Here is a 25,064-nt window from a genome sequence, read left to right on the forward strand (position 1 = left end):
TAAAGATTTTTTTGTTTTTTTCGGAGAGACACTTTCCGGCTTACACCCTGAGTTTTGCGGAAAATGTCTCTTCCAGATATTCAATGGTATTTTGGTAGTATTCATCAATTTCGGCATCAGTCAGTGTCCGGTCATGAGCCCGGAAAGTAAGCGAGAAAGCCAGGCTGCGCGAGCCTGCCGCCACCTGCTGCCCGGTATATACATCAAACAGCTGCACAGTGCTCAACAAAGGACCGCCCTTGTCCATGATGGCCTCGGTGACAGCCCCGGCCGGGGTTGTCTCAGGCAGCACCAGGGCCAGATCGCGGGTAATGGCCGGGAATTTTGGCAGCGCCTGATAACCGGGGGTAGTAACCGCATGTTGAATGAGGGCTTCCACGGACAGCTCGAACAAATACACCTTCCGGCTGATTTCATAAGCGTTAAGCACTTCCGGATGTACTTCGCCCACGTACCCTAAGACATCGCCGTCTTTTTTTATAATGGCGGTTTTGCCCGGATGCAGGGAAGGGTTTAGGGCCGCCTCAACCTGGCAGCCGTCAATCCTCAAGCCTGCCAGCACAGCCTCTACAGTGCCTTTGGCATCATAAAAATCGATCATATCCCGGGTCTGGTTCCAGGCCAGGCCATGACGTTTGCCCAGCATCGCCCCGCATAACATGAGCGGCTCCTGCGGCAGTTGCCGGAGCGGCAGCTGCGCCGGCAGATATACGGCGCCAATCTCATAAATGGTAAGATCCTCATTTTTCCGGGCCAGGTTGCGAACGATAGTATCCATTACCCCGCCCAGCAAGGTGGTGCGCAAAATAGGAAAATCGTCAGTAATGGGGTTAAGGACCTCGATGGCCGAACGCAGCGGACTGGCGGCCGGAATATTAAGCTTATCAAAGGCGCCGGGATGAGTAAAACTGAGCGATACGATTTCGGCAAAGCCACAGCCGGTCAGCACCTCTTTTATCTTATCGACGATATTCTGGGAATGGCTCTGCTTCCCCTGGGCCATAGTGCCGGCCGGGGTGGTGGAAGGCACATTGTTATAGCCGTATATCCGGACAATCTCCTCGCTGATATCAGCCGGCAGGGTAACATCGCCGCGCCAGGAAGGTACGGTTGCGGTAATCTTGTCTTCACCGGCATCAAGGCTGAACCCTAGCCGGCTCAGGATGCTTTTCATTGTGCTGCCGGGAATCGCTGTGCCCAGATGGTTATTTATTTGCGCCGCCGTGAAGACGATCTGCTTCGGCAACTGCATGTCAGGGTATACATCAACAATACCCGGACATACCTTGCAGGCCCCCATATCTTCCAGTAATTTGGCCGCCCGGTCCAGGGCCATGATGATAGCGGCCGTATCCACACCCCGCTCAAACCGGCCTGAGGCCTCGGAACGCAGCCCGAGGGCGCGCGAGGTCCGGCGAATACTGACGCCGTTAAAAGCGGCGGCTTCCAATAATACGTTGTGCGTATTGGCCGTTACCTCCGTGGCCAGCCCGCCCATAACCCCGGCAATGCCCACCGCCTGAACGGCATCGGCAATCACCAGCATATCCGGCGCAAGCTCCCGTTTAATACCGTCCAGCGTAGTCAGTTTTTCACCTGGATTGGCTTTCCGGACGACCAGACTGTGACGGGCCAGCAGGTTATAGTCATAAGCATGCATAGGCTGGCCTAATTCCAGCATAACGAAGTTGGTCACGTCAACCACATTATTAATCGGGCGCATCCCCGCGGCCTGTAAACGCTGCTGCAGCCAGGACGGCGAGGGACCAACCCTGATGTCGGTTAAAATCCGGGCCGCAAACCTGGGGCAGAGGCTGGAGTCGTCGATCCGGATATTGGTTAAGCTGTTGGCCTTCTCTGCTCCTGCTTCTTTTAAGGCAAGCATTGGCTTTTTCAATGCAGCCCCGGTTAAGGCCGCAATCTCCCGGGCGATGCCGATAACACTGAAGCAGTCCGCCCTGTTGGCAGTGATTTCAAATTCCAGCACAACATCATCAAGCCCCAGGGCCGGGCGGATATCGATACCGACAGCCGTATCGGCCGGCAGGAGGTAAATCCCTTTCCGGGCTTCCGGGGATACCAGTTTGCTGTCAATATTGAGCTCCTCGGTTGAGCACAACATCCCGTAAGACACAATGCCCCGCAAGGTAGTGGGCTGAATACTCATCCCGTTAGGCAGCAGGGCGCCCACGGTGGCCACAGGCACAATCGCTCCCGGCCGGACATTGGTTGCACCGGTAACAATGGTAAGCAGCTCTGTGCCGACATCAACCTTGCATACGGACAGTTTATCCGCGTCCGGATGGGGGCCAATCTCCAGCACCTTACCGGTAACCACACCGGTTATATTCTGCCCCAGCGACTCCACCGCCGCCACCGAAATTCCGGCCATTGTCAGCTTATCGGCAAGCTTTTCCGGGGTTTCATTTATTTCCACATAATCTTGGAGCCATTTAAATGACGCTCTCATAACCTTCCCCCTTTATTATGTTAAAACTGGCGTAAAAACCGTATATCGTTATCAAAAAACAGTCTTAGATCATCAATGCCGTAGGTCAGCATGGCAATACGCTCAACCCCCATGCCAAAGGCAAACCCGCTGACCTGGCCAGGATCAAAGCGGCTCATTTCCAGAACCCGGGGATGAACCATCCCGGACCCCAGTATCTCCAGCCAGCCTGTGCCGGAACAGACCCGGCACCCTTTGCCGGCACACATAACACAGGAGATATCGACCTCGGCGCTGGGCTCGGTAAACGGGAAAAAACTGGGACGGAATCTGACGTTGACGCTATTGCCAAATATCTCTTTGGAAAAGAGCTCCAATGTGCCCTTTAAGTCGGCAAAGCTGATTCCCTGATCGACGACCAGTCCTTCCACCTGCTGGAACATGGGCGAATGAGTGGCATCGTAATCCCGGCGGTATACCTTGCCGGGGGCAATGATGCGAATGGGCTGATTGGGCTCCGACGCCTGCATTGTCCGGATCTGCACCGGCGAGGTATGGGGTCTGAGCAAAATTTCCTGTGTGATATAAAAGGTATCCTGCATATCCCGGGCCGGGTGGTCCTTGGGCAGATTTAACGCTTCAAAACTATGATAGTCTGTTTCCACTTCCGGACCCTCGGCAATCTCAAACCCTAAGCGCATAAACGTATCCTTAATGCGATTCAGCGTCAGTGTCAGCGGGTGCAAATGCCCCAGTTCAGCCTGCCGGCCCGGCAGCGTCACATCAATTGTTTCCGAAGCAAGCTTCCGGGCAACCTCGGCCTGTTTGACAGCCTCAAGCTTAGCGGCAATAATTTGCTCGATTTCATTTCTGACCTCATTGACAACCTGCCCGGCTCGCGGCCGCTCTTCCGGGCTTAATGCCCCCAGGCCGCGCAACACCCCTGTCAGCAGCCCTTTTTTTCCCAGATACTTAACCTTCAGCTCATTCAGCGCTTCTTTACCGGCAGCCGCTGCCAGCTCCTGCAGCGCCGTCTCTCTTAATGCCTTAAGCTCTTGTTCCATACATGCCTCCTAAGGATAAAATAAAAAGACTTTCTCCCCACAAGGGGCGAAAGTCTTGATTTCGCGGTACCACCCTAATTATACTCAGTTCCCTGTAACGCGGAAAAAACGCCCTGGCCTACACAGGCAAACCCCTTCAGCCGGGATGCTCGGAAGTGAACTTCTGCCAGCTGTTTCGGCGCCGCTCTCAATCTTTGGCGGCATCCTCCCTGTAGAAACGTGACTAACATACTCTCTTCCTCATTGCACACAACAGAATCCAACTATTCAGTTTACTGCATCATGAGCCGTTTATACCACAAATACGCAGCAATGGAACCGGTAGCTTCGAACATTCTCCAGAAGAATTCGGCGGTCATCATCGTCGGACCCTACCTCTCTGCCTGTAATGGCAATTTCCGTCATTGCTAAACGTATTATATCATAGGAGCCTGCAAATTACAAGGTTGCCCGCTGCCTTACGGCTTCGTACAATATGACCCCGGCAGCTACCGCCACATTCAGCGACTCGGCCTCCCCCACCAGCGGGATCGTAAGGCAGCCATCGGCTTTGTCAATCAGCTCCCGGCTAACCCCCTGGCCCTCGTTGCCTAAAATGACAGCGACAGGCTGCTTCAGGTCGGCCTGATAATAGGTAGCGGCTTTCTCCAGCGCCGTAGCCAGTATGCCGATATTCGCCGCTTTCAGCGCGGTAATGAGTTCGCCCGCGGCCGCCCCCTCCCATACGGGCAGGTGAAACAGGGACCCCATGGCCGCCCGCACGGTTTTGCCGGCGTAAATATCGGTTGCGCCCTTGAGCGTAATCACCCCCGTACAGCCGGCGGCATCGGCGGTGCGAATAATAGTACCGGCATTGCCGGGGTCCTGAATCCCGTCCAGAACTACCAGCAACGGAACTTTTCCGCCAGGCGCCGTCATTTGCGCCAGCGAGGCCTGCTGTTTTTTCAACACGGCCATAATGCCCTGGGGCTGCTCCGTATCGGATAATTTGTTGTAAACCGTTTCCGGCACTGCCACCAGCCGGCACCGGGCCGCCGCCAGCCTGTCAAGCACCCGTCTTGCCCGGTCGCGGGCCGCGGCGGCTTCTGTATAAATACATACATGAACAGGCCAGGCCGAGGCGGCGCATTCCTCGACAAGCCGGACCCCCTCCGCCACAAACAGGCCCAGCTCATCCCGGTATTTTTTGTGTTTAAGGGAGGCAACCTCTTTAATTAATTTGTTGTTCGGGCTGACAATGACCGGGTTCATTCCAATTCCTCCAGTTTCTGGATGCCTTTGGTTTGCCCGACAAAGATGATAATATCGCCAGGCAGGATGTTTTCATCAGGCTGGGGCGGCACCATAAGCTCCGCCCCCCGCTTGATCGCCACCACATTAACCTCATACTTCGCCCGCAGATTGGCCTGGGCCAGGGTCTGGCCGACTAACGCCCGGGGAGCCGTAATTTCCACAATACTCAAATCAGGCGATAACTCAATATACTCCAGCACATTTGTCGATACCAGGTTATGAGCCACCCGCTGCCCCATGTCACGCTCCGGGTAAACAACCCGGTCGGCCCCAATTTTGGCCAGCATTTTGCCATGCAGTTCATTGCGGGCCTTGGCAACGATGTGCTTCACGCCAAGGTCCTTAAGCAGGAGGGTCGTCAAAACATTAGCCTGCACATCTTCGCCAATGGCGACGACAACCACGTCAAAATTCCGGATACCCAAGGCTTTGAGCGAGTTTTCGTCAGTCGTGTCGGCCTGCACTACATGGGTTACCTCTTCACTGAATTTCTGAATCCGGTCCTCGTCGGCATCAATCGCCAGGACTTCATACCCGAGTGTATACAGCGTAGTGGCCACACTGGTGCCAAACCGGCCTAAACCTATTACCGCAAATTGTTTGTTTTTTTTCTTCATGCTAACACGCTCCTAGCCGATAATGACTTTACCTTCAGGGTACTGTAAATTCCCTTTACGGGTTCTTAGGGCCAGGGCCAGCGCCAGGGTGACAGGCCCGACCCGCCCGGCAAACATCGTTAAAATCAGCCAAAACTTACCGGCCACTGTCAGCTCCGGTGTAATGCCTGTTGTCAAACCTACTGTCCCGAAAGCGGAGGTTGCCTCAAATAACAGCTTGATAAAAGGCTGTTCTTCCGTAATACTCAGCATCATCGTCACGAAAACAACCAGCAGCGCCGAAATCAGCAGCAGGGAAAAGGCTTTATATATAATGGCCGGGGAGATTCTTCTTTCATACAGTTCCGCATCGGTTCGCCCTCTGATCAGCGCCCTGACGGCCGCCGCCATAACCGCGGCCGTGGTGGTTTTTATGCCGCCGCCGGTGGAAGCCGGCGAAGCGCCGATAAACATCAGCAGCATCAAAAAAAACAAGGTGGCATCAGTAAGGCTGCTCACATCGACCGTATTCCAGCCGGCGCTGCGGGGGGTAACAGAGTGGAAATAGCTGGCCATCAATTTCCCCTGCCAGGACAATTGCCCCAGGGTGCCGGGGTTGTCGTATTCCAGCAGAAAAATAACGGCCGCGCCAAAAACAGTAAGCCATAAGGTCGTAACCAAAACCACTTTTGTATGCAGCGTAAACAGGGAAAAATGCCGGTTTGTCCAGACATCGGCAATGACGGTGAACCCGATTCCGCCTAAAATAATCAGGACGGAGATCACAAGATTAACGACAATATCCTCCACATAGCCGGTGGCACTGGAAAACTGGCCGTGAATGCCGCCAAACAAATCAAAACCAGCGTTGCAGAAGGAGGAAACAGCATGCCAGTAGCCATAATAAATACCTTTCACCCCAAAATCCCGGTACCACCAGCAGGCCAGGATGGTGCCGCCGATAAACTCAATCAGCAGCGTTACTTTAATAATATACTGGGTTAACCGCACCACGCCGGCCACAGTCAGATGATTCAGGGCCTCCTGCATCACCAGCCGCTGCCTCAGGTTGATCCGTTTGCCAATCAGCATGGCCATCAGCGTGGACATGGCCATGATGCCCAGACCGCCGGCCTGCACCAGACTGATAAGGACGAGCTGGCCGAACAGCGAAAAATGCGTGCCTGTATCAACCACTGCCAGCCCGGTTACGCAGACAGCCGATGTTGCGGTAAACAGGGCGTCAATAAAGGGTAAGCCCCTACCGGTCTCCGCTGTCGCAGGCAGCATTAACAGGACTGTCCCCCCTGCAATCAGCCCGGCAAACCCGATCACAAGAATCTGATACGGGGTAAGCTTCCACTGGGCAATATCAAGCAGGTTGGTGATTTTCACATCCAAGATATCCCACCTCGAAACTATGTGTATCTAATGATTATAACCAAATTTAGAACCGTGTACAAGCGGTAACGGGGGGCACCAACAAATAAAAAACCCCCGGCCACTTGGATGGATCCGGGGGGTTCAGCCCTTGTTGTCTATATCGCTTTCGAGATGCAGTCAAAGGATAACATATATCTGCGGACTGAATCCTTAACTCCTTTTTTTACCATTGACATGAGTTGAATATAGTTTGCCGACTGATTTTTGGCAAGCTCAGCCTTGAGCGTTTCGCCGGCAGCCATCGACATATCTGTGGCAATATTAATTTTCGTAATGCCTGACTGGATGGAGCTTTGATAATCCTCCCGGCTGAGTTTTGACCCGCCGTGCATGACAAGCGGCACGTTTACCGTATGATTAAGCTCGGCTAAACGGGAAAAATTAAGCTTAGGACCGCCGCGGTACGTGCCGTGATTGGTGCCTACCGCTACCGCTAAGGCATCCACCCTGGTTTTTTCCACAAAGCGGTGGGCGTCGTCCGGTTTTACCATATTTTCTTCATTGATATCTTTTACCTGGTCGTAATAACTAATATAGCCCAATTCACCCTCGACTGAAACACCGAGAGAATGGGCTATGCGGGTAATTTCCTTGGTGCGTTTTAAGTTGTCCTCGAAAGACAAAGCGGAACCATCAAACATGACGGAAGTAAATCCCCAGCGAATTGCTTTCATTACCCCTTCGTAAGTATAACCATGGTCAAGGTGGAGCGCAACCGGCACGGTGGTTTTCTGAGCACCTCTGATCATTGCTGCGCTAAGCGTTTCTACATCGACAAATTTAAACAAACGCTCGGGAATTCCAAGCACCAGGGGAGTTTTTAATTCTTCTGCCACCTCAATAACAGCGCCTAACGTTTCAAAATTAAATACGTTAAAACCGCCTACTGCATACTTCCTCTTTTTCGCATCCTGAAGTAATTCTTTCATTGTTACCAGGGCCAAGGTTAACTCCTCCTTTTTTGTTATAGTAAGTCAGTATTAACTTCCAGTGAATCCGGTTATACTATTTTATTCGCTGCTAACCAAAAAAAACCTCCCAATTATAGTAACATTTAAAAAAATCAAATTTTTCAGTATTTGTTTTTGCTGGATTTAATTAGTATTAATTCCAATATTTATATATCTTATGCATAATGGCATAAAAAAACTCCCGGATATTTCCGGGAGTTGCTTATTACAGCTGCTCTCTTGCCGTACCTACCAGCTTGCCAAAAGCGGCGCTGTCATTAACCGCCAGATCGGCCAGCATTTTCCGGTTGACTTCCACGCCGGCTTTTTTAAGCCCGTTGATAAGCTGGCTGTAGGAGATCCCGTTGATGCGGGCGGCAGCATTAATCCGGGTAATCCACAGTTTGCGGAAGTCGCCTTTTTTGGCGCGGCGGTCGCGGCGCGCATAGTACAAGGCTTTCATTACGGTTTCATTTGCTTTTTTAAACAGCTTGCTCTTGGAACCGCGGTAACCTTTCGCTAATTTAAGAATTTTTTTATGACGTCTATGTGCAGTAACGCCTTTTTTAACTCTTGGCATGACACATACCTCCTGATGTACTTATAAATTTATACGTTTAGGCGTAAGGCAGCATTTTTACTACGCGCTCATGGTCAGATTTACTAACCATAGCCGCTTTACGCAGATTGCGTTTGCGGGCCGGAGATTTTTTTTCAAGGATGTGGCTTTTAAAGGCTTTGGCACGTTTAAATTCACCGCTGCCGGTTATTTTGAAGCGTTTAGCTGCGCTTCTGCGGGTTTTCATTTTTGGCATAGTTGGATTTCCCCTTTCTATTATGTGCTGGCTTGTGTATTGTTGGGTTTTGGAGCAACAATCATAATCATATTTTTGCCTTCAAGCTTAGCCTCGCGTTCGATATTGGCCATTTCCTTAAGCAAACTAGCCATTCGCACCAGCACCTGCTTGCCAAGCTCAGGATGAGAAAGCTCCCGGCCTCGGAACATGATCGTGACCTTGACCTTATCGCCGTCTTCTAAAAAGCGCTGGGCATTCTTGAGCTTGACATTAAAATCATGATCCTCAATATTAGGGCGGAGTTTAACCTCTTTAAGCGATACTACTTTTTGCTTCTTTTTGACTTCCTTGTCGCGTTTTTGCTGTTCATACCGGAACTTGCCAAAATCCATGATCCGGCATACCGGCGGCTTCGCCGTTGGCGCTACCTCCACTAAATCAAGATTCTGTTCCCCGGCTAAACGCAGCGCGTCTCTTAGCGACATAATCCCCAGCTGCTCATTAGTACTGCTGACTACCCGAACATCCCGCGCCCGAATTTCCTCATTGATCTTTAAACTGTCTTTGCTAATTGCCGCTCACCTCCTGGTAATTTTTCAACGTAAATTTTTCAACAAAAAAGCGGATGGCATAACCACCCGCGCAACAGCACAATCAAATAATAATTTGCCTGATGTAACCCTACTAGCTGCCCTGTGGCGCTGTAAGGTGAGAAGCGGATGGCTTCTACTTCCTAACGATTTAATTTACTTGATTATATTAGCATTAATAAACTGTGAAGTCAAGCTGTTTTTTCTTTTTTTAGCTTTTATTAGTAATTTCGTCAATTACGGCCGGGATAAAGCTGGCCAGCGGCATCGCGCCGATATCCCCCTGGCCGCGTTTGCGGACAGACACGCTGCGCGTTTCGGCTTCTTTGTCACCCACAACCAGCATATACGGAACCTTCTCCAGCTGGGCTTCCCGGATTTTGTACCCGATCTTTTCATTGCGGTCGTCGACTTCCACCCGGATGTCCCGGTCGCGCATTGCCTGCGCGATGTCGCCGGCAAACGCGGCGTGGCGCTCACTGATCGGCAGGACCTTGACCTGCACCGGCGCCAGCCAAAGCGGGAACGCGCCGGCATAATGCTCGATCAAAATCCCGATAAACCGTTCAATACTGCCGTAGGCTACCCGGTGGATCATTACCGGCCGGTGTTTCTGGCCGTCTTCGCCGACATAGGTTAAATCAAATTTTTCCGGCATCATCATATCCAGCTGAATCGTCCCGCACTGCCAGGTACGGCCGATAGAATCCTGAAGATGGAAGTCAATTTTGGGGCCGTAAAAGGCACCGTCCCCCGGATTGATCTTATAAGCCATATTCAGCTCTTCCAGCGCTTCCTGCAGCGCCGTTGTGGCCGTTTCCCAAATCTCTTCCGACCCCATGGCCTTTTCCGGCCTGGTGCTGAGCTCGGCGTGATAGGAAAGCCCAAACACACTGTACACCGTATTGAAAAGCTCGATAACCTTTTTAATCTCCGGCTTAATCTGGGACGGCAGCATAAAGATATGCGAATCGTCCTGGGTAAAGCTGCGGACCCGCATCAACCCGTGCAAGGCCCCGGAAATCTCATGCCGGTGGACCAGCCCCAGCTCACAGGTGCGCAAGGGAAAATCACGGTAACTATGGTGCTGGCTGCGATATACCAGAATGCCCCCCGGACAGTTCATCGGCTTAACCGCATAGCCTTCGTCGTCAATTGTAGTGAAATACATATTCTGGCGGTAGTGATCCCAGTGGCCCGACTGCTGCCAGAGTTTCTGATGAAGAATAATCGGCGTTTTGATTTCATGATACCCGTATTTCACATGCAGCTTGCGCCAAAAAGTCTCCAGCTCATTCCGGATAACCATACCCTTCGGATGAAAGAAGGGAAACCCCGGGCCCTCTTCCTGGATGCTGAACAAGTCCAGCTCGCGCCCTAGCTTGCGGTGGTCGCGCTTGGCAGCCTCTTCCATCATTGTCAGATAGGCGTCCAAATCCGCTTGCTTCTCAAAGGCAGTGCCATAGATGCGCTGCAGCATCTTCCGCTTCTCATCCCCGCGCCAATACGCGCCGGCAATGCTTTGCAGCTTAATGGCTTTGACCCGCCCGGTGGCCTGGACATGGGGGCCGGCGCACAAATCCACAAATTCACCCTGCTGATAGAGCGAGATCTGGGCATCGGCCGGCAAATCACGGATCAGCTCCTGCTTATACACCTCGCCCTGCTCCCCAAACAGGGCCAGCGCTTCTTCCCGGCTGACAACCCGGCGTTCCAGGGGCAGGTTTTCCTTTACGATCTTTTCCATCTCGCTTTGAATTTTGCCTAAATCCTCCGGCGTGAAAACATGGTCAGTGTCAAAATCATAATAAAAACCATTGGCAATCGCCGGGCCAATGCCGATCTTCACATCGCCGTACAGGCGTTTAACCGCCTGAGCGAGAATATGGGAAGAGGTATGGCGCAGGGCATCTTTGCCTTCATTATCTTCAAAAGTCAGGAATTCAACAGCCGCATCCCTGTCCAGTCTTGCCGTCAAATCTGTTACTTGGCCGTCCACCTTGGCGACCAGGGCCGCTTTGGCCAGGTTGCGGCTAATTGCCGCGGCTGCTTCCGCCAGTGTTGCCCCTTGCTCCACTTCGCGTACCGCGCCATCTTTCAGGGTCATTTTTATCTTGCTCATGTCAGCAACCTCCTAAAAAATACTGGAAAATAAAAAACTCTCATCCCTGTAGGGACGAGAGTTGTATACCCGTGGTTCCACCCTGCTTGGCGAACAGCGTCGCCAGCTCAGAATTCCGGTAACGGGGAATAGCCCCGGCTCAGCTTAGTCTTGCGCCAGTTCAGCTGAGCAGTTTCGGGGTGGTAATAAACGTCTGGTTTGCGTAAAGATGCTTGCAGCCTGTGACATCTTTTCTCTGTGCCGCCTTTCAAAGCTTATCTTGTCCCCGGCATTACTATTAATATTAGTGTTAAATTAGTAAAATTATATACAAATACAAGAGAAAAGTCAAGGCTATAACTCCGTATGGGTAGAACTGCCGGCAAAATCGGCTACACACAGTTCGCAGCCGTCACATAAGACTACCCGGCCGTCAAATACGCTTTTGATCGTCTCCAGCACTTCCTCATCGCGGGCCCGGCAGGTGCTATGGACCATAATATTATGCGGCGCAATCGTGATCAGGGCGCTGATTAACAGATCCTCGTAATTAAGGCAGCCGGGGCTGTCGGCACTAAGCGGCGGCTGCAGGATATTATCCAAATACTGATTTTTTATTATTTTGCGGTGGGCATCATAAATCTGAAACAGGCCGGCCCCCGTGATAACCACATGAGCCTCCTCCACCCGCGGCTCCTGCACATCCACAAAGTAACGCAGAACCCTGATAAACTCCTTATATTCCAGGTCCATCATAAAATCGTCCACCACTTTGTCGATTACTTCAACCAGTTGCAAACGATAGTCTTTCAGCCGGAAGTTCAAAAAACCGTCAAGCACCAGTTCATGATGATTATCCAGATAATCCAGAATACGGCCCAGGATCAAATCATAGCGGGCCGCCGGCGTAGCCTTAAGCGCCCTTACGGTATTCGACTCAACGATTGCCCGTTCATCCTGATTGAAATAACAGTAGTTGCTGGTAACAATTTTATTGATCAGTTTGTTTTCCTCCGTGCTAATGATCCAGTTGGCAAGTATCTGCGAGACACTGGTCTTTAACACGTTTTTAATCCGCTCATAATTACGAAAAGAAAGCTCACCGTCACTGATATTTAAACCCAAAAATTTATAACCGCCCCGGTCAAGTTCTTCTATAACTACGCGGAAGCCTTCTTGGGTCAGCGTTTTACAGTCGCATTCCAGTTTTTCCCTTATTTCCCCGGTTGTGCCGTTCAGGCCAATCGAAAGTAACTTCACCACCCTCACTCCCTTCTCATATAGTATATGTGCCACAGCACATTTGCATACAATGAAGGGCAAGAAGTGTTTTTTAGTTTATTTTGCCATTTCCATTTGCCTGGTAATGGCGTCAAGCCACTGATTGCGATCCTGCACGATGTATTTAATCACCTTATCCTGCCGGGTAATGACCTTAAGCGCATTAGGGATAATATAAAAAGTCCTGTCTGCCGCCAGGGCCTTGATGTGCGCCAAAGGCACCTCATCCATATACTTGTTGTTAATACTCAGCAAATAGCCGACAAACACCAGCCGGCTATCTGTCAGATAGAGGGCTCCGTTTAACACATCTTTATCACAGGTATAACTGGCAAGACACTTCTTAATAATGCTTTCATCCGCTGCCAGCGGAAAGCTGTACATACAACCAGCTCCTTACACCTGCCGCGCATCTTCAGGCACGGCCAGGAATTGAATGTCGGGATTACGCTCCATTACCCATCTGAGCTGCCATTCATTGCTAATCAGGGCCACCGGCCTGTCCTTGATATCCTGCACCAACAGACCGGCATCCATATTTTTCATGGCCTTCACATCGATATTTTCCCCGCTGAGCCATCTGGCGACAGAATACTGCAAGCGGTTCATTAAGATATCAACGCCATATTCGTGTTTCAGGCGGTATTCGAGCACCTCAAACTGCAGCGCGCCGACAACACCGATAACAAACGATTCCACGCCGTATTCGGGCTGGCGAAAAACCTGGACCGCCCCTTCCTGGGTCAGCTGGGTCATTCCTTTGACAAACTGCTTGCGTTTCATGGTATCCTTGGCCTGAATGCGGGCAAACTGCTCCGGCGGAAACACGGGAAAGTCCTGAAAAGTAAACTGGACTCCCTCCTGGCACAGGGTATCGCCAATCCCAAAAATACCCGGATCAAACAGGCCGATAATATCGCCCGGGTAGGCCTCCTCAATAATCGTCCGCTCCTGGGCTAAAAACTGCTGCGGCTGAGCCAGCTTAACCGGCTTGCCTGACTGGGCGTGATGAACCGTCATCCCCCGTTCAAACTTGCCTGAGCAGATCCGCATAAACGCCAGCCTGTCGCGATGGGCCGGATTCATATTGGCCTGAATCTTAAATACGAAGGCGGAAAACATTTCATCACTAGGATGGATCAAACCGGCTGTAGATATGCGCGGCATCGGCGGCGGCGCCAGCTCTAAAAAATCTTCCAGAAACAACTGGACACCGAAATTAGTCATAGCACTGCCAAAAAACATCGGCGTCAGTTCGCCTTTGGCTACCTTGTCGAAATCAAACGGCTCGCCGGCCATGTCCAGCAGCTCGATATCATCGCATAACGCCTGGTGGATCTCGGCCCCCAGCATTTCTTTAAAATCTGGGTCGTCCACACTGCCCTGCTTAGAGGGCAAAGCCCACTGGCCATGTACGCCGCCCCGCTCAAACAATTCAATCTTGGCCTGCTTACGGACATAAATACCACTGTATTTACCGTCAATGCCAATCGGCCAGTTCATCGGATACGCACGGATACCGAGAACATTTTCGAGCTCTTCCATCAGCTCAAACGGATTACGGCCATAGCGGTCCAGCTTGTTGACAAAGGTAAATACCGGTATCCCCCGCTGCTTACAAACCTGAAACAGTTTTTTCGTCTGGTCCTCAACGCCTTTGGCCACGTCAATCAGCATGACGGCGCTGTCGGCAGCCATGAGCGTCCGGTATGTATCTTCACTGAAATCCTGGTGGCCCGGGGTATCCAGAATATTGACCCGGTAACCGTCATAATCAAATTGCAGCACACTGGAGGTTACCGAGATGCCGCGCTGTTTCTCAATCTCCATCCAGTCGGAAACCGCATGTTTTTGGGCTTTCCTGGCCTTAACCGAACCGGCCAGGCGAATGGCGCCGCCATAAAGCAATAACTTTTCCGTTAAGGTGGTTTTCCCGGCATCAGGGTGAGATATAATGGCAAAGGTGCGTCGTTTATTGGTTTCGGGAGCAAGGTTCGACATGATTGCCTCCTAAAAAATTGTATGAATAGAATTATAATGCAATAATTTAATATACACCATTCATTAACAGTAGTCAATCCACGCCCGCATTGCCGCAGGGGCTCACCTTGCCTCCCCGCCCCGTTAGGTAAGGCTGGCGTAGCGCAACAGCAGCCGCTATGGCTCCAATAGATTGGCAAGGAAGCTGGCCTCAATACAAAGCTAAGCATCCAAAGCCTTGCTGCCAAGACCTTGGATGCTTTTTCAATGGCGGGAAGCAAAAATGAGCGTTTTCCTGCTCCCCACCAACAGAAACGTCTCTATGACCTTATATCCCGACGGTATTCTCAGCGGTATTCCCAAAGCCTGCAGCGCTCCATAGGTTTCTCCTGCCCGCAGTTGGTACAACGATTATATTAACTTCATATAATCCTGCGCGCTGTAGAAAAAACGCATAACGCTGACAGTTTGGGAAGCTTCATTGACTTTGTACAGAAGCACGTAATTATTAATCACTGCTTTTCGGTAGCCGTCTTGTCCCAACCGGCTATCTTGACACCGTTCGTACATCATTGGACTGATTTTTAGGAGGCCATAACAAGTGCTCACTGCATCGGCAAATTCACTAGCTGCTTTTGGATTACCCAGCTGTATGGCGATGTATGAAATAATATTGTCCAAGTCTTGATGCGCAGTTTCTGTAACAAGCAGTTTATACATTATATTTTTCTCTTATGCTTTTTAACGAAACGTCACCGTCAAGGACTCTCCCTTCTGTCAGTTCTTTCTCAGCTTCAGCAAGCTTTTTATAGACGTCGAGCATGAACAGTTTCTCTTCATACAGCTTCATACTCATGATTACCATATCGCCATAACCGTTTTTGGTAATAAAAATAGGCTCACTGGCTGCATGGCACATTTGAGAAATCTCACTGGTGTTTTTCAAGTCCCGAATCGGAATAATTTGAGGCATAACAACAACTCCTTTCCGCGGCTTTATTATACCATAATTATACCTCATGCTCAATAAACTCATGTGCATTATTAGCTTGCCCCAATCACTTGGCAATAAGTCTGGCGAAACCAGAATCAGCCTAACTGCGATGACGTACTTCTATAATACATATTTCTTTTGCCAGTTCATTTAATTTTTCTGATATGGTAACAATATGATTATTATCTAAATTGGCATCCCACTCGTCTAACAATAATAGCGGAAGCTTGCCGCTTCTTTTTATCTCAGCTAATGATTCTATGATTTTTTCGCCAGTGGATAAGCTTTTATTAGAACTGAATGCAAAAAACATATCCGAATGAGGCGGCAACAGGAAAGCCTTTTCCCCTACCTGTTCCTTAATCAGGGCCAGCAGTGACGATTTTCCTGTACCATTATCGCCCCGTAAAGTAATTCTTCCCGGACTATAGTCGTGAGTAATTGCTGGTAAGGCATGAATAGAATCAACAGTAATAAGCGTATTGTCTTTTTCAGCCTGAATCCGATTCCAGGAAATAGTGCCGGCCTGTATCGGTTCTGTAATAAGCAAGGCTGATCTTAATCCCTCAAGCCGCGTTTTTAAACTGTTCCAACGCGAGGCATAAGCTACAATTGCAGTCACATGAAAAATTGTTATAACTTGGCGGGGGAAGGTAGCAATAAGCATAGTTAGGAATACTTCATTGCCTATATTGTGATATATTAACCACACCCAGGTACCAACTACCGGAAATAAGACAAGAAACATGGAAATTACGGTTGTCAGTTCACAAAAAAGTACCGATTTCAACGCCGACTTTTGCGCGTTTTTCTGTTTATCAATAAAATAGTTTTGCCATAAATGTATATTTAATTGGTTGCCAATTAAAACGGAGTCCCAGGCTGGTAATAATGACTGCATCATCGCTGTCCGGTCTGCTTGCGCCTCTTTGGCGGAAGCCGTGACTCGCACTTTTAGACTTTTAATACAAATAGTAATTAAAGGAATAGTTATGGCATAAGCAAAAATTAACTTTTTATCAATAATAAACCCAAGAATTCCGATGTTAAAAACAATATTAAAAAGAGTAGTGAGTACATTGATAATAAACCCAACGAATTCATTGATGACCAGCCAGGCCTCATTATTTACATACGGCTGGCGTTCTTGTTTGAATTCGATATTGGTTCTTAATTGGGCTCTGCCCCGAAAAGAAACTGTAAACAGATCAACATACTTGCGAAAAGAACTAAAAGCGGCTTTGCTCTGAAAGTAAGCCGTTCCGGGACCTGGAATATATATTAACGATAACGATAGTATAAATAGCACTAACCATAAGGAAAAATCCTGTTTTAATACGACTGCCTGGCTCAATTTAGCTATCCATAAGGTGGAAGATGCGAGTATTGCTTGCAGGATAAGAATGCATAGTATCATTAAACAAAAACTTTTATTAATAAAAATAAACATATTAAATTTTTTCATTTTAGACATGTACTCCTAAGCAAAATAAAAGGGCTGCTCAGTTCGGTACAGGTTCCTCAGCCCATATTTTGCGCATGATCCCCGGGTATTCCTCCCGCAGATGCCGGAGGATGATGTCCAGGCTCAGACTGACAAGCTGCGGTTCAAACTGCTCCGGCCCGGCGGTCAGGCAGACATCGAGAATCAGGGCCTTGTCGTCGCTCATAAAATACTTGAAGCTCTTATAGGTCCGGTTCAGTTCATTGATATAGGCAAGGACGCTGTGGCTGTTTGCGCCCTGGACGACGGCCGGCACGACCCGCACCTGCAGCAGGGCATAGAGGCTGTCGTCGGTAAGGACCATGACCGGCAGCTGCTGGCCGCCGACCTCCAGGTTGGTGCGGAAGATGACGGTGTGAATATCGTCCTGCATGGCCTGTTCGACAAAGCAGGTAATCTGATTAGCCGCCAGGAATTCCTGCAGCTTTCTGGCTTTGGCATTACTGGTTTGCATGTGTATTCCCCCCCTTTTGAGTCGCTCAAATCAATGGCAGGCAAGCTAATAAACCTCGCAGGCAGGATTTTTTCCTGGCCGGTTGCATATTTTTCTGTCTATGGGTATAATATAAGCAAAGGACTGACGTGTTGCCAGCACGCCAGCCCCTACAGGCTGTCTAACCGGAAAACGGTTAGCCCAAACGTTGTTAGTTATTCAAGAAATAACCGCCACTATTTGAGCACAGGGGCGGTTATTTCTTTTGGCTTATGACCAATACCATGAGCGTGGCAAATGCGACAGCAAATGTCAATGCTTCATAAACAGTCATTGTACCACCCCCTTCCTTAACAGGAAGGGGCTAACCGTCCCCCGAGCAGCCTGCATATTTATTATACCTTATTTTTCCAGTACGAAAAAGAGAAAGTTTCACTGTTGGCTCTGTTATAATACCATGCCGCCTTTTTTATGAAGGCGGCTTTTCTTTACATCCCAAAATGATTGGTTTCCACCCACTCCATATTGAGCAGCGACCAGAAGTCGGTTGCCAGCTTGTTCAGAACATACTCATACGGCAGCCAGCCATAGCCCTGATCGCCCCAGGCGCTGCCCCAGCAGTTGCGGATTAAGAGCGCCCCGGTGGTTTCCCGGTCGTAGGCGGTATTTTTGATTTTTATGGCATCATCGTAGCCAAAGGCCGCCACCGCGTGGCCCCAGCTGGCCTTTTCATCCGGGCCGGGGCCGGGAATGCCGCCGGGGACGTCGGTGGCCGCCCAGGAGGCAAAGCCGTAAAAGCCGAACATGGCCGGCACGCCGGCGGCCAGATATTTTTTTACACTGCACAGGACCTCGGCCGGCGCCGTATTGGTACCGGCGGGATCGTGGCAGAAATACTGCAGCGCTTCATAGTTGTCGGCCACGGCGTAGACAAACGAGGTCGGCTCTTTGTCAAAATCCGGCGCCTTGTCGGTATAGGGCCAGTACCTTTCCGGCGGCACGCCGCACAGCGCCAGCGCCCCCATCGTGTCCCGGATATAGGAGCCCTGGTCGCCGGTCACGCCCTGCAGGTTGCGGGCGTTTTTATAGATGAACAGCCGCGAGGCGGTAAAATGCTTGCCAAAGGCCCGGTTCTGAAAGTATTCGATAATGGCCGCCGCTGCGTGGGCCGTACAAGCCCCCAGCTTGCCCTGCTCCGGCACCGGCTTGCTGCACCACTGGCGCAGATCCGTTGTCGCCGGCAAGGGGGCCTTGTCGTCGATCGCCAGTTTTTTCAGCGCTTCCTGGATTTTGGGATGACATTCGGTATAATCGCGCAGATCAGGCAGGGGCGGCAGCCAGCCGGTCCCCATGACCCGCCGGTCAGGCAGAGTTACCTGGGTATTCAATGATAATCCCTCCTTACGGTTTAGGTAGCTGTACTAAAAGGCTGTATTCCTGAGAGTAACGCGGCTAACTACAATTGGGGAAAACGACTCAAGAGAACCGTCCCCTTGAGTCAGTGGGTGGACGTTATGGGCAAAATAGGCCCGGACAATCCTGTCCAGACCTGTATTGCCACTGCCTGGGGCAGCGCTGCCAATCGTTTGGTTTAGTAGAAATACTGGGCGGTCAAATAATAAGTCCGGCCCTGCTGCGGATACTGGACATTGCCGACCTCGGAGTTAAGGTGATATACCTGGTTCGGTCCTTTATTAAGCAGGTCATTGACGCCGGCGGTCAGCTTGACCTGCCGATTAAGGTCATACTTTACGCCGACATTGGTGATGCCCAGCGCATCATAGGTGGTCGAGCCTGATTCGCTGGTGCCCCAGTTAGCCACTTTATCTAGATAGTGGTATTCGGCAAAGGCGCTGAGTTTATCACCGGGGAAGCGGTAGCCCAGCCGGGCGTTGTATTCCCATTCCGGTATCCAGGGAAACGGCCTGCCCGCCATCCAGGTCGGCCCTGACGCCAGCGTGTCTTTGGAACCGCTGGCAGTGACGACGGAATCATTCCAGGTGGCGGCTAACAGGAGATCCCAGCGGCCCCAGTTCATTTTGCTCTCCAGTTCCACGCCCTGGATGTTGCCGGCGGCCAGGTTGGTATAGTAGCCGAAGCCATAGAAATCGAGCGAATAACTCGCCAGGTTTTTGGCATCGCGGTTGAAATAGGTCAGCGTGATGTCGCTGTCGGCGTTGAGCGCCTTGCCCTGCCAGTTGGCGCTGACGTCCCAACTGGTGCCGCGCTCGACATAGTTATCCAGCAGATACTGGGGCGTGCCGGCCACGGTCGAATATTTCTCCCAGCGGGATTTGACGTTGACGCCGTCGCCGAACAGCTCATACCAGGTGGGGAATTTGTAGTAGGTGCCGTAGGTGCCGCGGAAGGTCCAGTGTTCGTTCTGCACCTTCTTCAGCCCCAGGCCGTAGGAATATTTCCAGCTGTTCATATCAGGGTCGTTGGCAGCGATGTCCATGTCCATCTTCTGCGCCCGTAGCACCGGCGTAAAGAACAGGCTGCCGCTGCGGTTCAGCGTCATGGTGTCCTGCACCTGGAAGTGATAGTTTTTGTTCTCATAATGCGGTTTGAACAAATTCGCGTATTTGCCCATGAGATTACCCGACGTGTCAACCGCGGGCGGCCACATTTCCGCATTAGAGGTGCTGACATCCATGGTCTCCCGGGAGGCGCTGAACAAGAATTCCACCAAATGACTCTTGCTTGCCTGCCAGCTGCCGTCAATGCTGCCTTCGTAGCGGCGGTCGCGGAACTCATTGTCGACCGTCAGGAAAGCGCTGTTATCCCAGTTCTTAGTCTGGGAACTGGCGGCTTCTTTCAGCTGATAGGAGGTGCCCAGCTTCCAGCCCCACTCCAGATTAGCGGCGGTCTGCCGCCGGCCGAACTGAAATTCACTTTTGGTGGTCTCCAGCTGCCGCGCCCGGTATTGAAACCAAGTGGGGGAATGTGGCGTGCTTGCCAGTTCGTCATCCGGCACATCGGCGCCTATAATATTAGTCGATTCCGGGAAGCTGGTTGTATTCTTCTGCCAGGTCAGCTTGGCGAACCAGTTGTCATCCTGCCATTTGAGAAGGGCGTCGGTGTTCTGGTAGTCGTTGTACTGCCGGTGGCGGTCCTGAGTGGGGGGCTCGTATACCGCGCCTTTATACAAATTCGTATAGCGGAAATCCCCCTTGGCTTGATCCCGATTGACGGCGAACAGCATACTGCCGCTGCCGACCGGTGCGGTCAGTTCGAGGTTGCCGGTATAACCGCCGAAGGAGCGCATGCCCTGCGTAACGCTGCCTCTGACGTCCTGGGGCTTTTTGGTGACGATGTTGATGGCGCCGCCGATGGGCGCGCCGGCAAAGCGGGCCGGGACATAACCGCGGTAGACTTCGATGCGTTCAACGTTTTCAATGGGAATGATGGACAGGTCGACGGCCGAATCCGCGCTGGAGTTGACCAATACGCCGTCCATATAGATATTAACCTGGCCGCCGGTTGAGCCCCGGACGCGGGCCACAGTATAGTGGCCGGTGCCCTGCAGGCGCTGGATATAGACGCCGGGTACGGTCTGCAGCAGGTCAGGCAGGTTTTTCATTTCTCCCTTGTATTCAGGCACATGGATAACCGAAACGGTGCCAGGCGACAATTTTTTCTCCCAGTCAGGGCGGGCGGCCTCGACGACCAGCGGGGCTAAGGTGTAGCTGCCGGGGTCGCCGTCGGCCATAGTTTGGGCCGTACCGTTAGCAGGCGTCCCGGCGGAAAATGCAAAACCAGCTTCTGCTGTCCCGCGTTCTCTGGTGGTAGTTTGTTCGGTCTGGCCGGCTTGTCCTTCCTGGCCGGCCGGTTCTTCCTGCTTAACCTGGATTTTGTTGGCGGCCTGGTCAGCCGTTTGGTCAGCCGGTGTTGTCAGGCTGCCATCGGCAACGGTTGTGTCCGTTCCGGTTACGTCGGTAGCCTGGCCGGTCGCTGCTGTCTGTCCTTCTTCACCGGCTGCCGCTGCGGTTCCGCTCGGGGCCGCCGGTGTCGGCGGCGCAAAACTCGCTCCCGCCGCCGGCGCATTCATGCTGCGGTCAAAGGCCGCGGTCTGAGCAGCCGCGTGTTCCTGGTGTGAAGGCCCGTTAAAGCGCCAGGACAGGCCGGTGTTGACCTGCCAGTCGGTGTTGACCTTGCCGCCGGCGGTTTTGCTCAGTTCGAGGAACGCGGTCTGGTCTTTGCCGGTTTGCAAGTTGGCGCCAATGGCAAAGTCGTACCAGGTGTCCTTGCCGGCCAGGGTGTTGACCGGCAGGGTGGCGAGTAGCTTATAGCCGCCATTGCCGCCATTAACCTCTTGAGACCACATCATCGCATCGGCATAGGCCGAGCCGCCGTCTTTGAAGTCGTGGTTAACGGCAGCTTTGGCATACAGCACGCCGCGCTTGCCGCCGCTGCCAAAGTGCCGGCCGGCGGTGACGCCAAGACGGCCGGTAAGCATGTCCACCTGCTCCTGACGATACCGCATGCCGTTGTCCTGCATATAGCTGTAGCTTTTCATCGTGCCATAGGTCAGGCCGGCCTGGGGTTCCAGATACCAGCCGTTAGGCAGTTCCTTTTGGAAGCCGTAGCGGAGACCGGCGCCATAGGTCCAGGTGCTGTAATCGTTGTTATACAAATTATCATCCGAGTCGGAGAATTTGTATTTGTTGCTCAGTTTAGAACCCCGGACGGTAAAATCAAAATAATGCCCTTTGTCGCCCTGCCAGGCGGTATAAAGGCCGATACCCTTGCTCTCCAGATCGCCGTGGGCGCGGCTGTACAGTCCGTCGTCCGTCTGATGAAAATTAGCATCCGCGTTTAACATACTAAGAAAAAGTCCGGTATGTAGCCTGCCTCCGTAAAAATCCCTTTCACGCTGTTTGTCGTAGCCGACCTGAATGCCGTTGTAGCTCTGGTCAAAGTCGGAACCGTAGGCGCCGGCAAAATCATACTTGCCGCGCCAGATTTGGCCCCAAGCCCCATCGGCCCCTTCGCTCTGCCCGAGCCGGTTGGCCGCCCGCAATTCCTCGCCCCGCTTCCAGAATAGACCGTCTTCCATCCGCCACAGATTGCGCATGGAAAGCTGGGCGTTAGCCGCGCTGAATACGCCCTGGGAAACCAGATCGCTGCGGATGGCGGCCCAATTCAAACCATAGCTTTGTTTATAGTTTCCCGCACTGCCCGATACCTCGCTTGCCGTTAAGGTCGGAGTAAATAAGTATTTGTTCAGCGAACTGTCTATATAACTGCTTTCTCCCGTAAATGTGAAGTCGCCGCTCTCAATCTTGGCTTTTACCTCGTCACTGATCGCACTCAGAGTAATGACGGCACCAGACGTTGAACCCTGCAGCATAGGCTTTACGCCAGCGGCAAGGTCGGGGCCGCCAAAGCTTTTATTATAGCGGATCTGCACCTTGACGTCGACCGCATCGTCCCCTAATTGCGGATTCTTAAACAAGAACCTATCGGTTAAAGCGCCGCTGGCAATGTCTGGGTGACTGTACATATTAACCCGTAGAATTGCCCCGTCGTGAAAAACCGTTTTCACTGAATTTGCAGTGTCGGCCTTCAACATTCGAATAAGCTGGTTAGACGTCCAGTCGTTGGCTGGATAATTCTCGGGTCCATACTTATAGGACAGGTCAAGGACTGCGTCTTTTTCCAGTGTCAATGTTCCTTCGACATTAATAAGATTATTACTATCCAGCGGCTGCCAAATCCCGCCGCTTTGAATGGTAATATTGGTATATTTCGTCGCACTACTCTCCCCGTTCCCGGTTGCTGCATTGAAGTAAGTTCGCCAGGTTTCGCCACTGGCAATCGTAAACCCAGTCGGATTGTTCACTTTGATATTGGGATGGGTGACGTTGGCCTCATCATATAACCGCAGTGCCGCATGAGCCGGCGTGGCATAAAGCAAGGCGGCCGATACACAGGCCGCCAGGAGCGCTCTTTTTTTCTGCGCCCCGCCGGATTGTTTCTTTCGTTTCTGCAAAAATTTTCTCTCCCCACTATGAAAATTCAAAATTGTGGAGGGGAACTGCTTCCCCTCCACGAGAAACCTTGGGTTATTTTTTGGCTTTGGCTGCGGCTACTTCTTTTAAGAATTTTTCCCGTTCGATCAACGCCGCCGGCGAGTTGGAGGCAAACGCCGGCGCGACATAGCCCTTCAAGGCTCGCGGCGCAGCCACTTCGTCTTCGTAAATGGTCACGAAATTGAGGCCGGGGAAATCCGACCCGCCGGTAAACGTGGTGAGATCGGCAAGTGTGGCAGCGGCGACTTGGCCGCCGGAATTGTAGATAGCCAAATCTTCGCCTCGGACAAACCAGGTGTTCGCATTGCTTTCCGAATACAGCAAACCCCAGAGGTAGCCGCCGTCGGTTGTAGCTTGCACCGGTATTGGAACAATACTCGAAATCAGCGCCCCGCCGGCCCCGAGAACTGTGCTCAAATCGGTCTGATACAGCCGGTAGCTAAAGGCAGCAAAGCCAGCAGTAAACTTTCCGGTAAGAATATAGGCGTCATTCCCGTCAGCGCTGAAGGTCAGCGCCCGGAAATCGAACCGGTCAGTTTCATTATCTGGATCGGTATTATTAGGAGCCGCTACGAGCAGGTCAGTGACCGCCAGCGTGCTTGGATCAACCCTCTGGATACGGGAACCGGGGTTCCAATTAAAGGGATAATTCGGCGGATAGGCCTGATCCAACTGCGGGCCGCCAACGGCAGTCAGGATGAGATGGTCGTCCGTACCATCGTTATAGGCCTGGATGCTGAAGGCATTTTGAGCCGCTCCGCCGCTTGTTGACGAGCCATAGGGGCCGTTAACGGCTACCGGTGGGCTGCTGAGCGCAAGATCCAGTTGTACTATCGTGCTGTTCAGGTAGTTGGCGCTAGGCGCGCCGGCCGTCAGGTTCGTGCCGCTATTGAATACAGCATAGACATAGTCGCCGATGATATCCAGATCGACGCCGTAGGTTTGGTTGCTGCCGACCGTCAGCGCCGGGAATTGATAATAGCCAGTCTGCGGCGTATAGGTATCGCCGTTCGGACCGTTGCTGCGCACGCGGAAGACAAGTCTGTTGTCATAGTCGATGCAATAAATATCGACTGTCGTGGCATTAATTCTTCTGGTTTTGAGGGCATAGGGATTGGTAACGCTTACGGTGCCGTCCGTCAGTACGACAGGCCCGGCCACGGGGTTGTTCCAGACAAAAGGAGTAGTATTATCGGCATCGGCTTCATAGACCAGCCAGTTGCAAACGGCGACGCCGCTTGCCCATGAGATGGAAGCCACTGCGGCCCGGTTGAGTCCGGCGCCGTTTTCGAAATATAATGGTTTGGGATCAGAACCGATGAAAGGACTGCCCCCGGCATTGGTATAGGTCGTTCTTACTCCTTTATGCACGAGGATGGCAGGAGGCGGACTGGGATTGGGATATGTGGCAGTGCCGACATCGCCTCTGGGAGTACCGGTATAAGTATACGTTCCATACATTACCTTACTAGCCATAAGTTTTCACTCTCCCATTTTTTACTGTTTACCGTATGACCGTCAACAGCTGGCGGGCTGCTGAGGTCTTTTTCTTAG

Annotated in this window: 21 protein-coding genes and 1 other annotated feature; all 21 genes read right to left on the bottom strand. The window is 51.8% G+C overall.

What is annotated here, in order from left to right; translation table 11 throughout:
• Positions 1–40 precede the first annotated feature (40 nt).
• Positions 41–2,470 carry a phenylalanine--tRNA ligase subunit beta gene (gene pheT / locus ACZ481_RS13345; RefSeq protein ID WP_464765875.1) on the bottom strand — a complete coding sequence of 810 codons (2,430 nt, stop codon included), beginning with the start codon at positions 2,468–2,470 and terminating at the stop codon, positions 41–43.
• A 20-nt stretch (positions 2,471–2,490) separates the two neighbouring features.
• Positions 2,491–3,513 carry a phenylalanine--tRNA ligase subunit alpha gene (gene pheS, locus ACZ481_RS13350; protein ID WP_464765876.1) on the bottom strand — a complete coding sequence of 341 codons (1,023 nt, stop codon included), beginning with the start codon at positions 3,511–3,513 and terminating at the stop codon, positions 2,491–2,493.
• 272 nt (positions 3,514–3,785) lie between these two features.
• Entirely contained in the window at positions 3,786–3,875 is a 90-nt protein-coding gene (locus ACZ481_RS13355) for a YqzL family protein (RefSeq protein ID WP_371369605.1), read from the bottom strand.
• Between the two features lie 76 nt (positions 3,876–3,951).
• Positions 3,952–4,764, bottom strand: coding sequence for a TrmH family RNA methyltransferase (locus ACZ481_RS13360; protein WP_464765877.1), 813 nt, complete (start codon positions 4,762–4,764; stop codon positions 3,952–3,954).
• Positions 4,761–5,423 carry a potassium channel family protein gene (locus ACZ481_RS13365; RefSeq protein ID WP_464765878.1) on the bottom strand — a complete coding sequence of 221 codons (663 nt, stop codon included), beginning with the start codon at positions 5,421–5,423 and terminating at the stop codon, positions 4,761–4,763. The genes ACZ481_RS13360 and ACZ481_RS13365 overlap by 4 nt, the downstream gene beginning before the upstream one ends.
• 12 nt (positions 5,424–5,435) lie before the next feature.
• Positions 5,436–6,797, bottom strand: coding sequence for a TrkH family potassium uptake protein (locus ACZ481_RS13370; protein WP_464770630.1), 1,362 nt, complete (start codon positions 6,795–6,797; stop codon positions 5,436–5,438).
• Between the two features lie 143 nt (positions 6,798–6,940).
• Positions 6,941–7,774 (bottom strand): class II fructose-bisphosphate aldolase, encoded by an 834-nt coding sequence (locus ACZ481_RS13375; RefSeq protein WP_464765879.1) that lies wholly within the window; start codon positions 7,772–7,774, stop codon positions 6,941–6,943.
• Positions 7,775–8,021: 247 nt separating this feature from the next.
• Entirely contained in the window at positions 8,022–8,375 is a 354-nt protein-coding gene (rplT, locus tag ACZ481_RS13380; protein WP_144350448.1) for a 50S ribosomal protein L20, read from the bottom strand.
• Positions 8,376–8,412: 37 nt separating this feature from the next.
• Positions 8,413–8,610, bottom strand: coding sequence for a 50S ribosomal protein L35 (gene rpmI, locus ACZ481_RS13385; protein ID WP_144350449.1), 198 nt, complete (start codon positions 8,608–8,610; stop codon positions 8,413–8,415).
• Between the two features lie 20 nt (positions 8,611–8,630).
• Entirely contained in the window at positions 8,631–9,164 is a 534-nt protein-coding gene (gene infC / locus ACZ481_RS13390) for a translation initiation factor IF-3 (RefSeq protein WP_464770631.1), read from the bottom strand.
• A 35-nt stretch (positions 9,165–9,199) separates the two neighbouring features.
• Positions 9,200–9,330, bottom strand: a sequence feature (ribosomal protein L20 leader region).
• Between the two features lie 63 nt (positions 9,331–9,393).
• Positions 9,394–11,304 carry a threonine--tRNA ligase gene (gene thrS / locus ACZ481_RS13395; protein ID WP_464765880.1) on the bottom strand — a complete coding sequence of 637 codons (1,911 nt, stop codon included), beginning with the start codon at positions 11,302–11,304 and terminating at the stop codon, positions 9,394–9,396.
• 333 nt (positions 11,305–11,637) lie between these two features.
• Complete coding sequence (gene ytxC, locus ACZ481_RS13400; protein WP_464765881.1) at positions 11,638–12,543, bottom strand: sporulation protein YtxC; 906 nt, start codon at positions 12,541–12,543, stop codon at positions 11,638–11,640.
• 78 nt (positions 12,544–12,621) lie between these two features.
• Positions 12,622–12,948, bottom strand: coding sequence for a GRAM domain-containing protein (locus ACZ481_RS13405; RefSeq protein WP_464765882.1), 327 nt, complete (start codon positions 12,946–12,948; stop codon positions 12,622–12,624).
• 12 nt (positions 12,949–12,960) lie between these two features.
• Positions 12,961–14,565 (bottom strand): peptide chain release factor 3, encoded by a 1,605-nt coding sequence (locus tag ACZ481_RS13410; RefSeq protein ID WP_464765883.1) that lies wholly within the window; start codon positions 14,563–14,565, stop codon positions 12,961–12,963.
• 390 nt (positions 14,566–14,955) lie between these two features.
• A complete protein-coding gene (locus ACZ481_RS13415; RefSeq protein WP_464765884.1) occupies positions 14,956–15,264 on the bottom strand; it encodes a type II toxin-antitoxin system RelE/ParE family toxin in 309 nt (102 codons plus the stop codon).
• Entirely contained in the window at positions 15,257–15,517 is a 261-nt protein-coding gene (locus ACZ481_RS13420) for a type II toxin-antitoxin system Phd/YefM family antitoxin (protein WP_464765885.1), read from the bottom strand. The genes ACZ481_RS13415 and ACZ481_RS13420 overlap by 8 nt, the downstream gene beginning before the upstream one ends.
• 121 nt (positions 15,518–15,638) lie before the next feature.
• Complete coding sequence (locus ACZ481_RS13425) at positions 15,639–17,012, bottom strand: ATP-binding cassette domain-containing protein (protein ID WP_464765886.1); 1,374 nt, start codon at positions 17,010–17,012, stop codon at positions 15,639–15,641.
• Between the two features lie 28 nt (positions 17,013–17,040).
• Positions 17,041–17,496 (bottom strand): type III secretion system chaperone family protein, encoded by a 456-nt coding sequence (locus ACZ481_RS13430; RefSeq protein WP_464765887.1) that lies wholly within the window; start codon positions 17,494–17,496, stop codon positions 17,041–17,043.
• Positions 17,497–17,963: 467 nt separating this feature from the next.
• On the bottom strand, positions 17,964–18,863 hold the full coding sequence (locus ACZ481_RS13435; protein ID WP_464765888.1) for a C1 family peptidase: 900 nt from the start codon (positions 18,861–18,863) through the stop codon (positions 17,964–17,966).
• A gap of 203 nt (positions 18,864–19,066) precedes the next feature.
• Positions 19,067–23,470, bottom strand: a complete 4,404-nt coding sequence (locus ACZ481_RS13440) for a TonB-dependent receptor domain-containing protein (RefSeq protein WP_464765889.1) — start codon at positions 23,468–23,470, stop codon at positions 19,067–19,069.
• Positions 23,471–23,543: 73 nt separating this feature from the next.
• Positions 23,544–24,986, bottom strand: coding sequence for a hypothetical protein (locus ACZ481_RS13445; RefSeq protein WP_464765890.1), 1,443 nt, complete (start codon positions 24,984–24,986; stop codon positions 23,544–23,546).
• Positions 24,987–25,064 lie beyond the last annotated feature (78 nt).

It is taken from the genome of Sporomusa intestinalis (assembly GCF_055383785.1).

Excerpts from the sequence above, each read along its gene's own strand:
- pheT (WP_464765875.1), bottom strand. The coding sequence starts at position 2,470 with ATGAGAGCGTCATTTAAATGGCTCCAAGATTATGTGGAAATAAATGAA.
- pheS (WP_464765876.1), bottom strand. The coding sequence starts at position 3,513 with ATGGAACAAGAGCTTAAGGCATTAAGAGAGACGGCGCTGCAGGAGCTG.
- ACZ481_RS13355 (WP_371369605.1), bottom strand. The coding sequence starts at position 3,875 with ATGATGACCGCCGAATTCTTCTGGAGAATGTTCGAAGCTACCGGTTCC.
- ACZ481_RS13360 (WP_464765877.1), bottom strand. The coding sequence starts at position 4,764 with ATGAACCCGGTCATTGTCAGCCCGAACAACAAATTAATTAAAGAGGTT.
- ACZ481_RS13365 (WP_464765878.1), bottom strand. The coding sequence starts at position 5,423 with ATGAAGAAAAAAAACAAACAATTTGCGGTAATAGGTTTAGGCCGGTTT.
- ACZ481_RS13375 (WP_464765879.1), bottom strand. The coding sequence starts at position 7,774 with ATGAAAGAATTACTTCAGGATGCGAAAAAGAGGAAGTATGCAGTAGGC.
- rplT (WP_144350448.1), bottom strand. The coding sequence starts at position 8,375 with ATGCCAAGAGTTAAAAAAGGCGTTACTGCACATAGACGTCATAAAAAA.
- rpmI (WP_144350449.1), bottom strand. The coding sequence starts at position 8,610 with ATGCCAAAAATGAAAACCCGCAGAAGCGCAGCTAAACGCTTCAAAATA.
- thrS (WP_464765880.1), bottom strand. The coding sequence starts at position 11,304 with ATGAGCAAGATAAAAATGACCCTGAAAGATGGCGCGGTACGCGAAGTG.
- ACZ481_RS13405 (WP_464765882.1), bottom strand. The coding sequence starts at position 12,948 with ATGTACAGCTTTCCGCTGGCAGCGGATGAAAGCATTATTAAGAAGTGT.
- ACZ481_RS13410 (WP_464765883.1), bottom strand. The coding sequence starts at position 14,565 with ATGTCGAACCTTGCTCCCGAAACCAATAAACGACGCACCTTTGCCATT.
- ACZ481_RS13415 (WP_464765884.1), bottom strand. The coding sequence starts at position 15,264 with ATGTATAAACTGCTTGTTACAGAAACTGCGCATCAAGACTTGGACAAT.
- ACZ481_RS13420 (WP_464765885.1), bottom strand. The coding sequence starts at position 15,517 with ATGCCTCAAATTATTCCGATTCGGGACTTGAAAAACACCAGTGAGATT.
- ACZ481_RS13425 (WP_464765886.1), bottom strand. The coding sequence starts at position 17,012 with ATGTCTAAAATGAAAAAATTTAATATGTTTATTTTTATTAATAAAAGT.
- ACZ481_RS13430 (WP_464765887.1), bottom strand. The coding sequence starts at position 17,496 with ATGCAAACCAGTAATGCCAAAGCCAGAAAGCTGCAGGAATTCCTGGCG.
- ACZ481_RS13445 (WP_464765890.1), bottom strand. The coding sequence starts at position 24,986 with ATGGCTAGTAAGGTAATGTATGGAACGTATACTTATACCGGTACTCCC.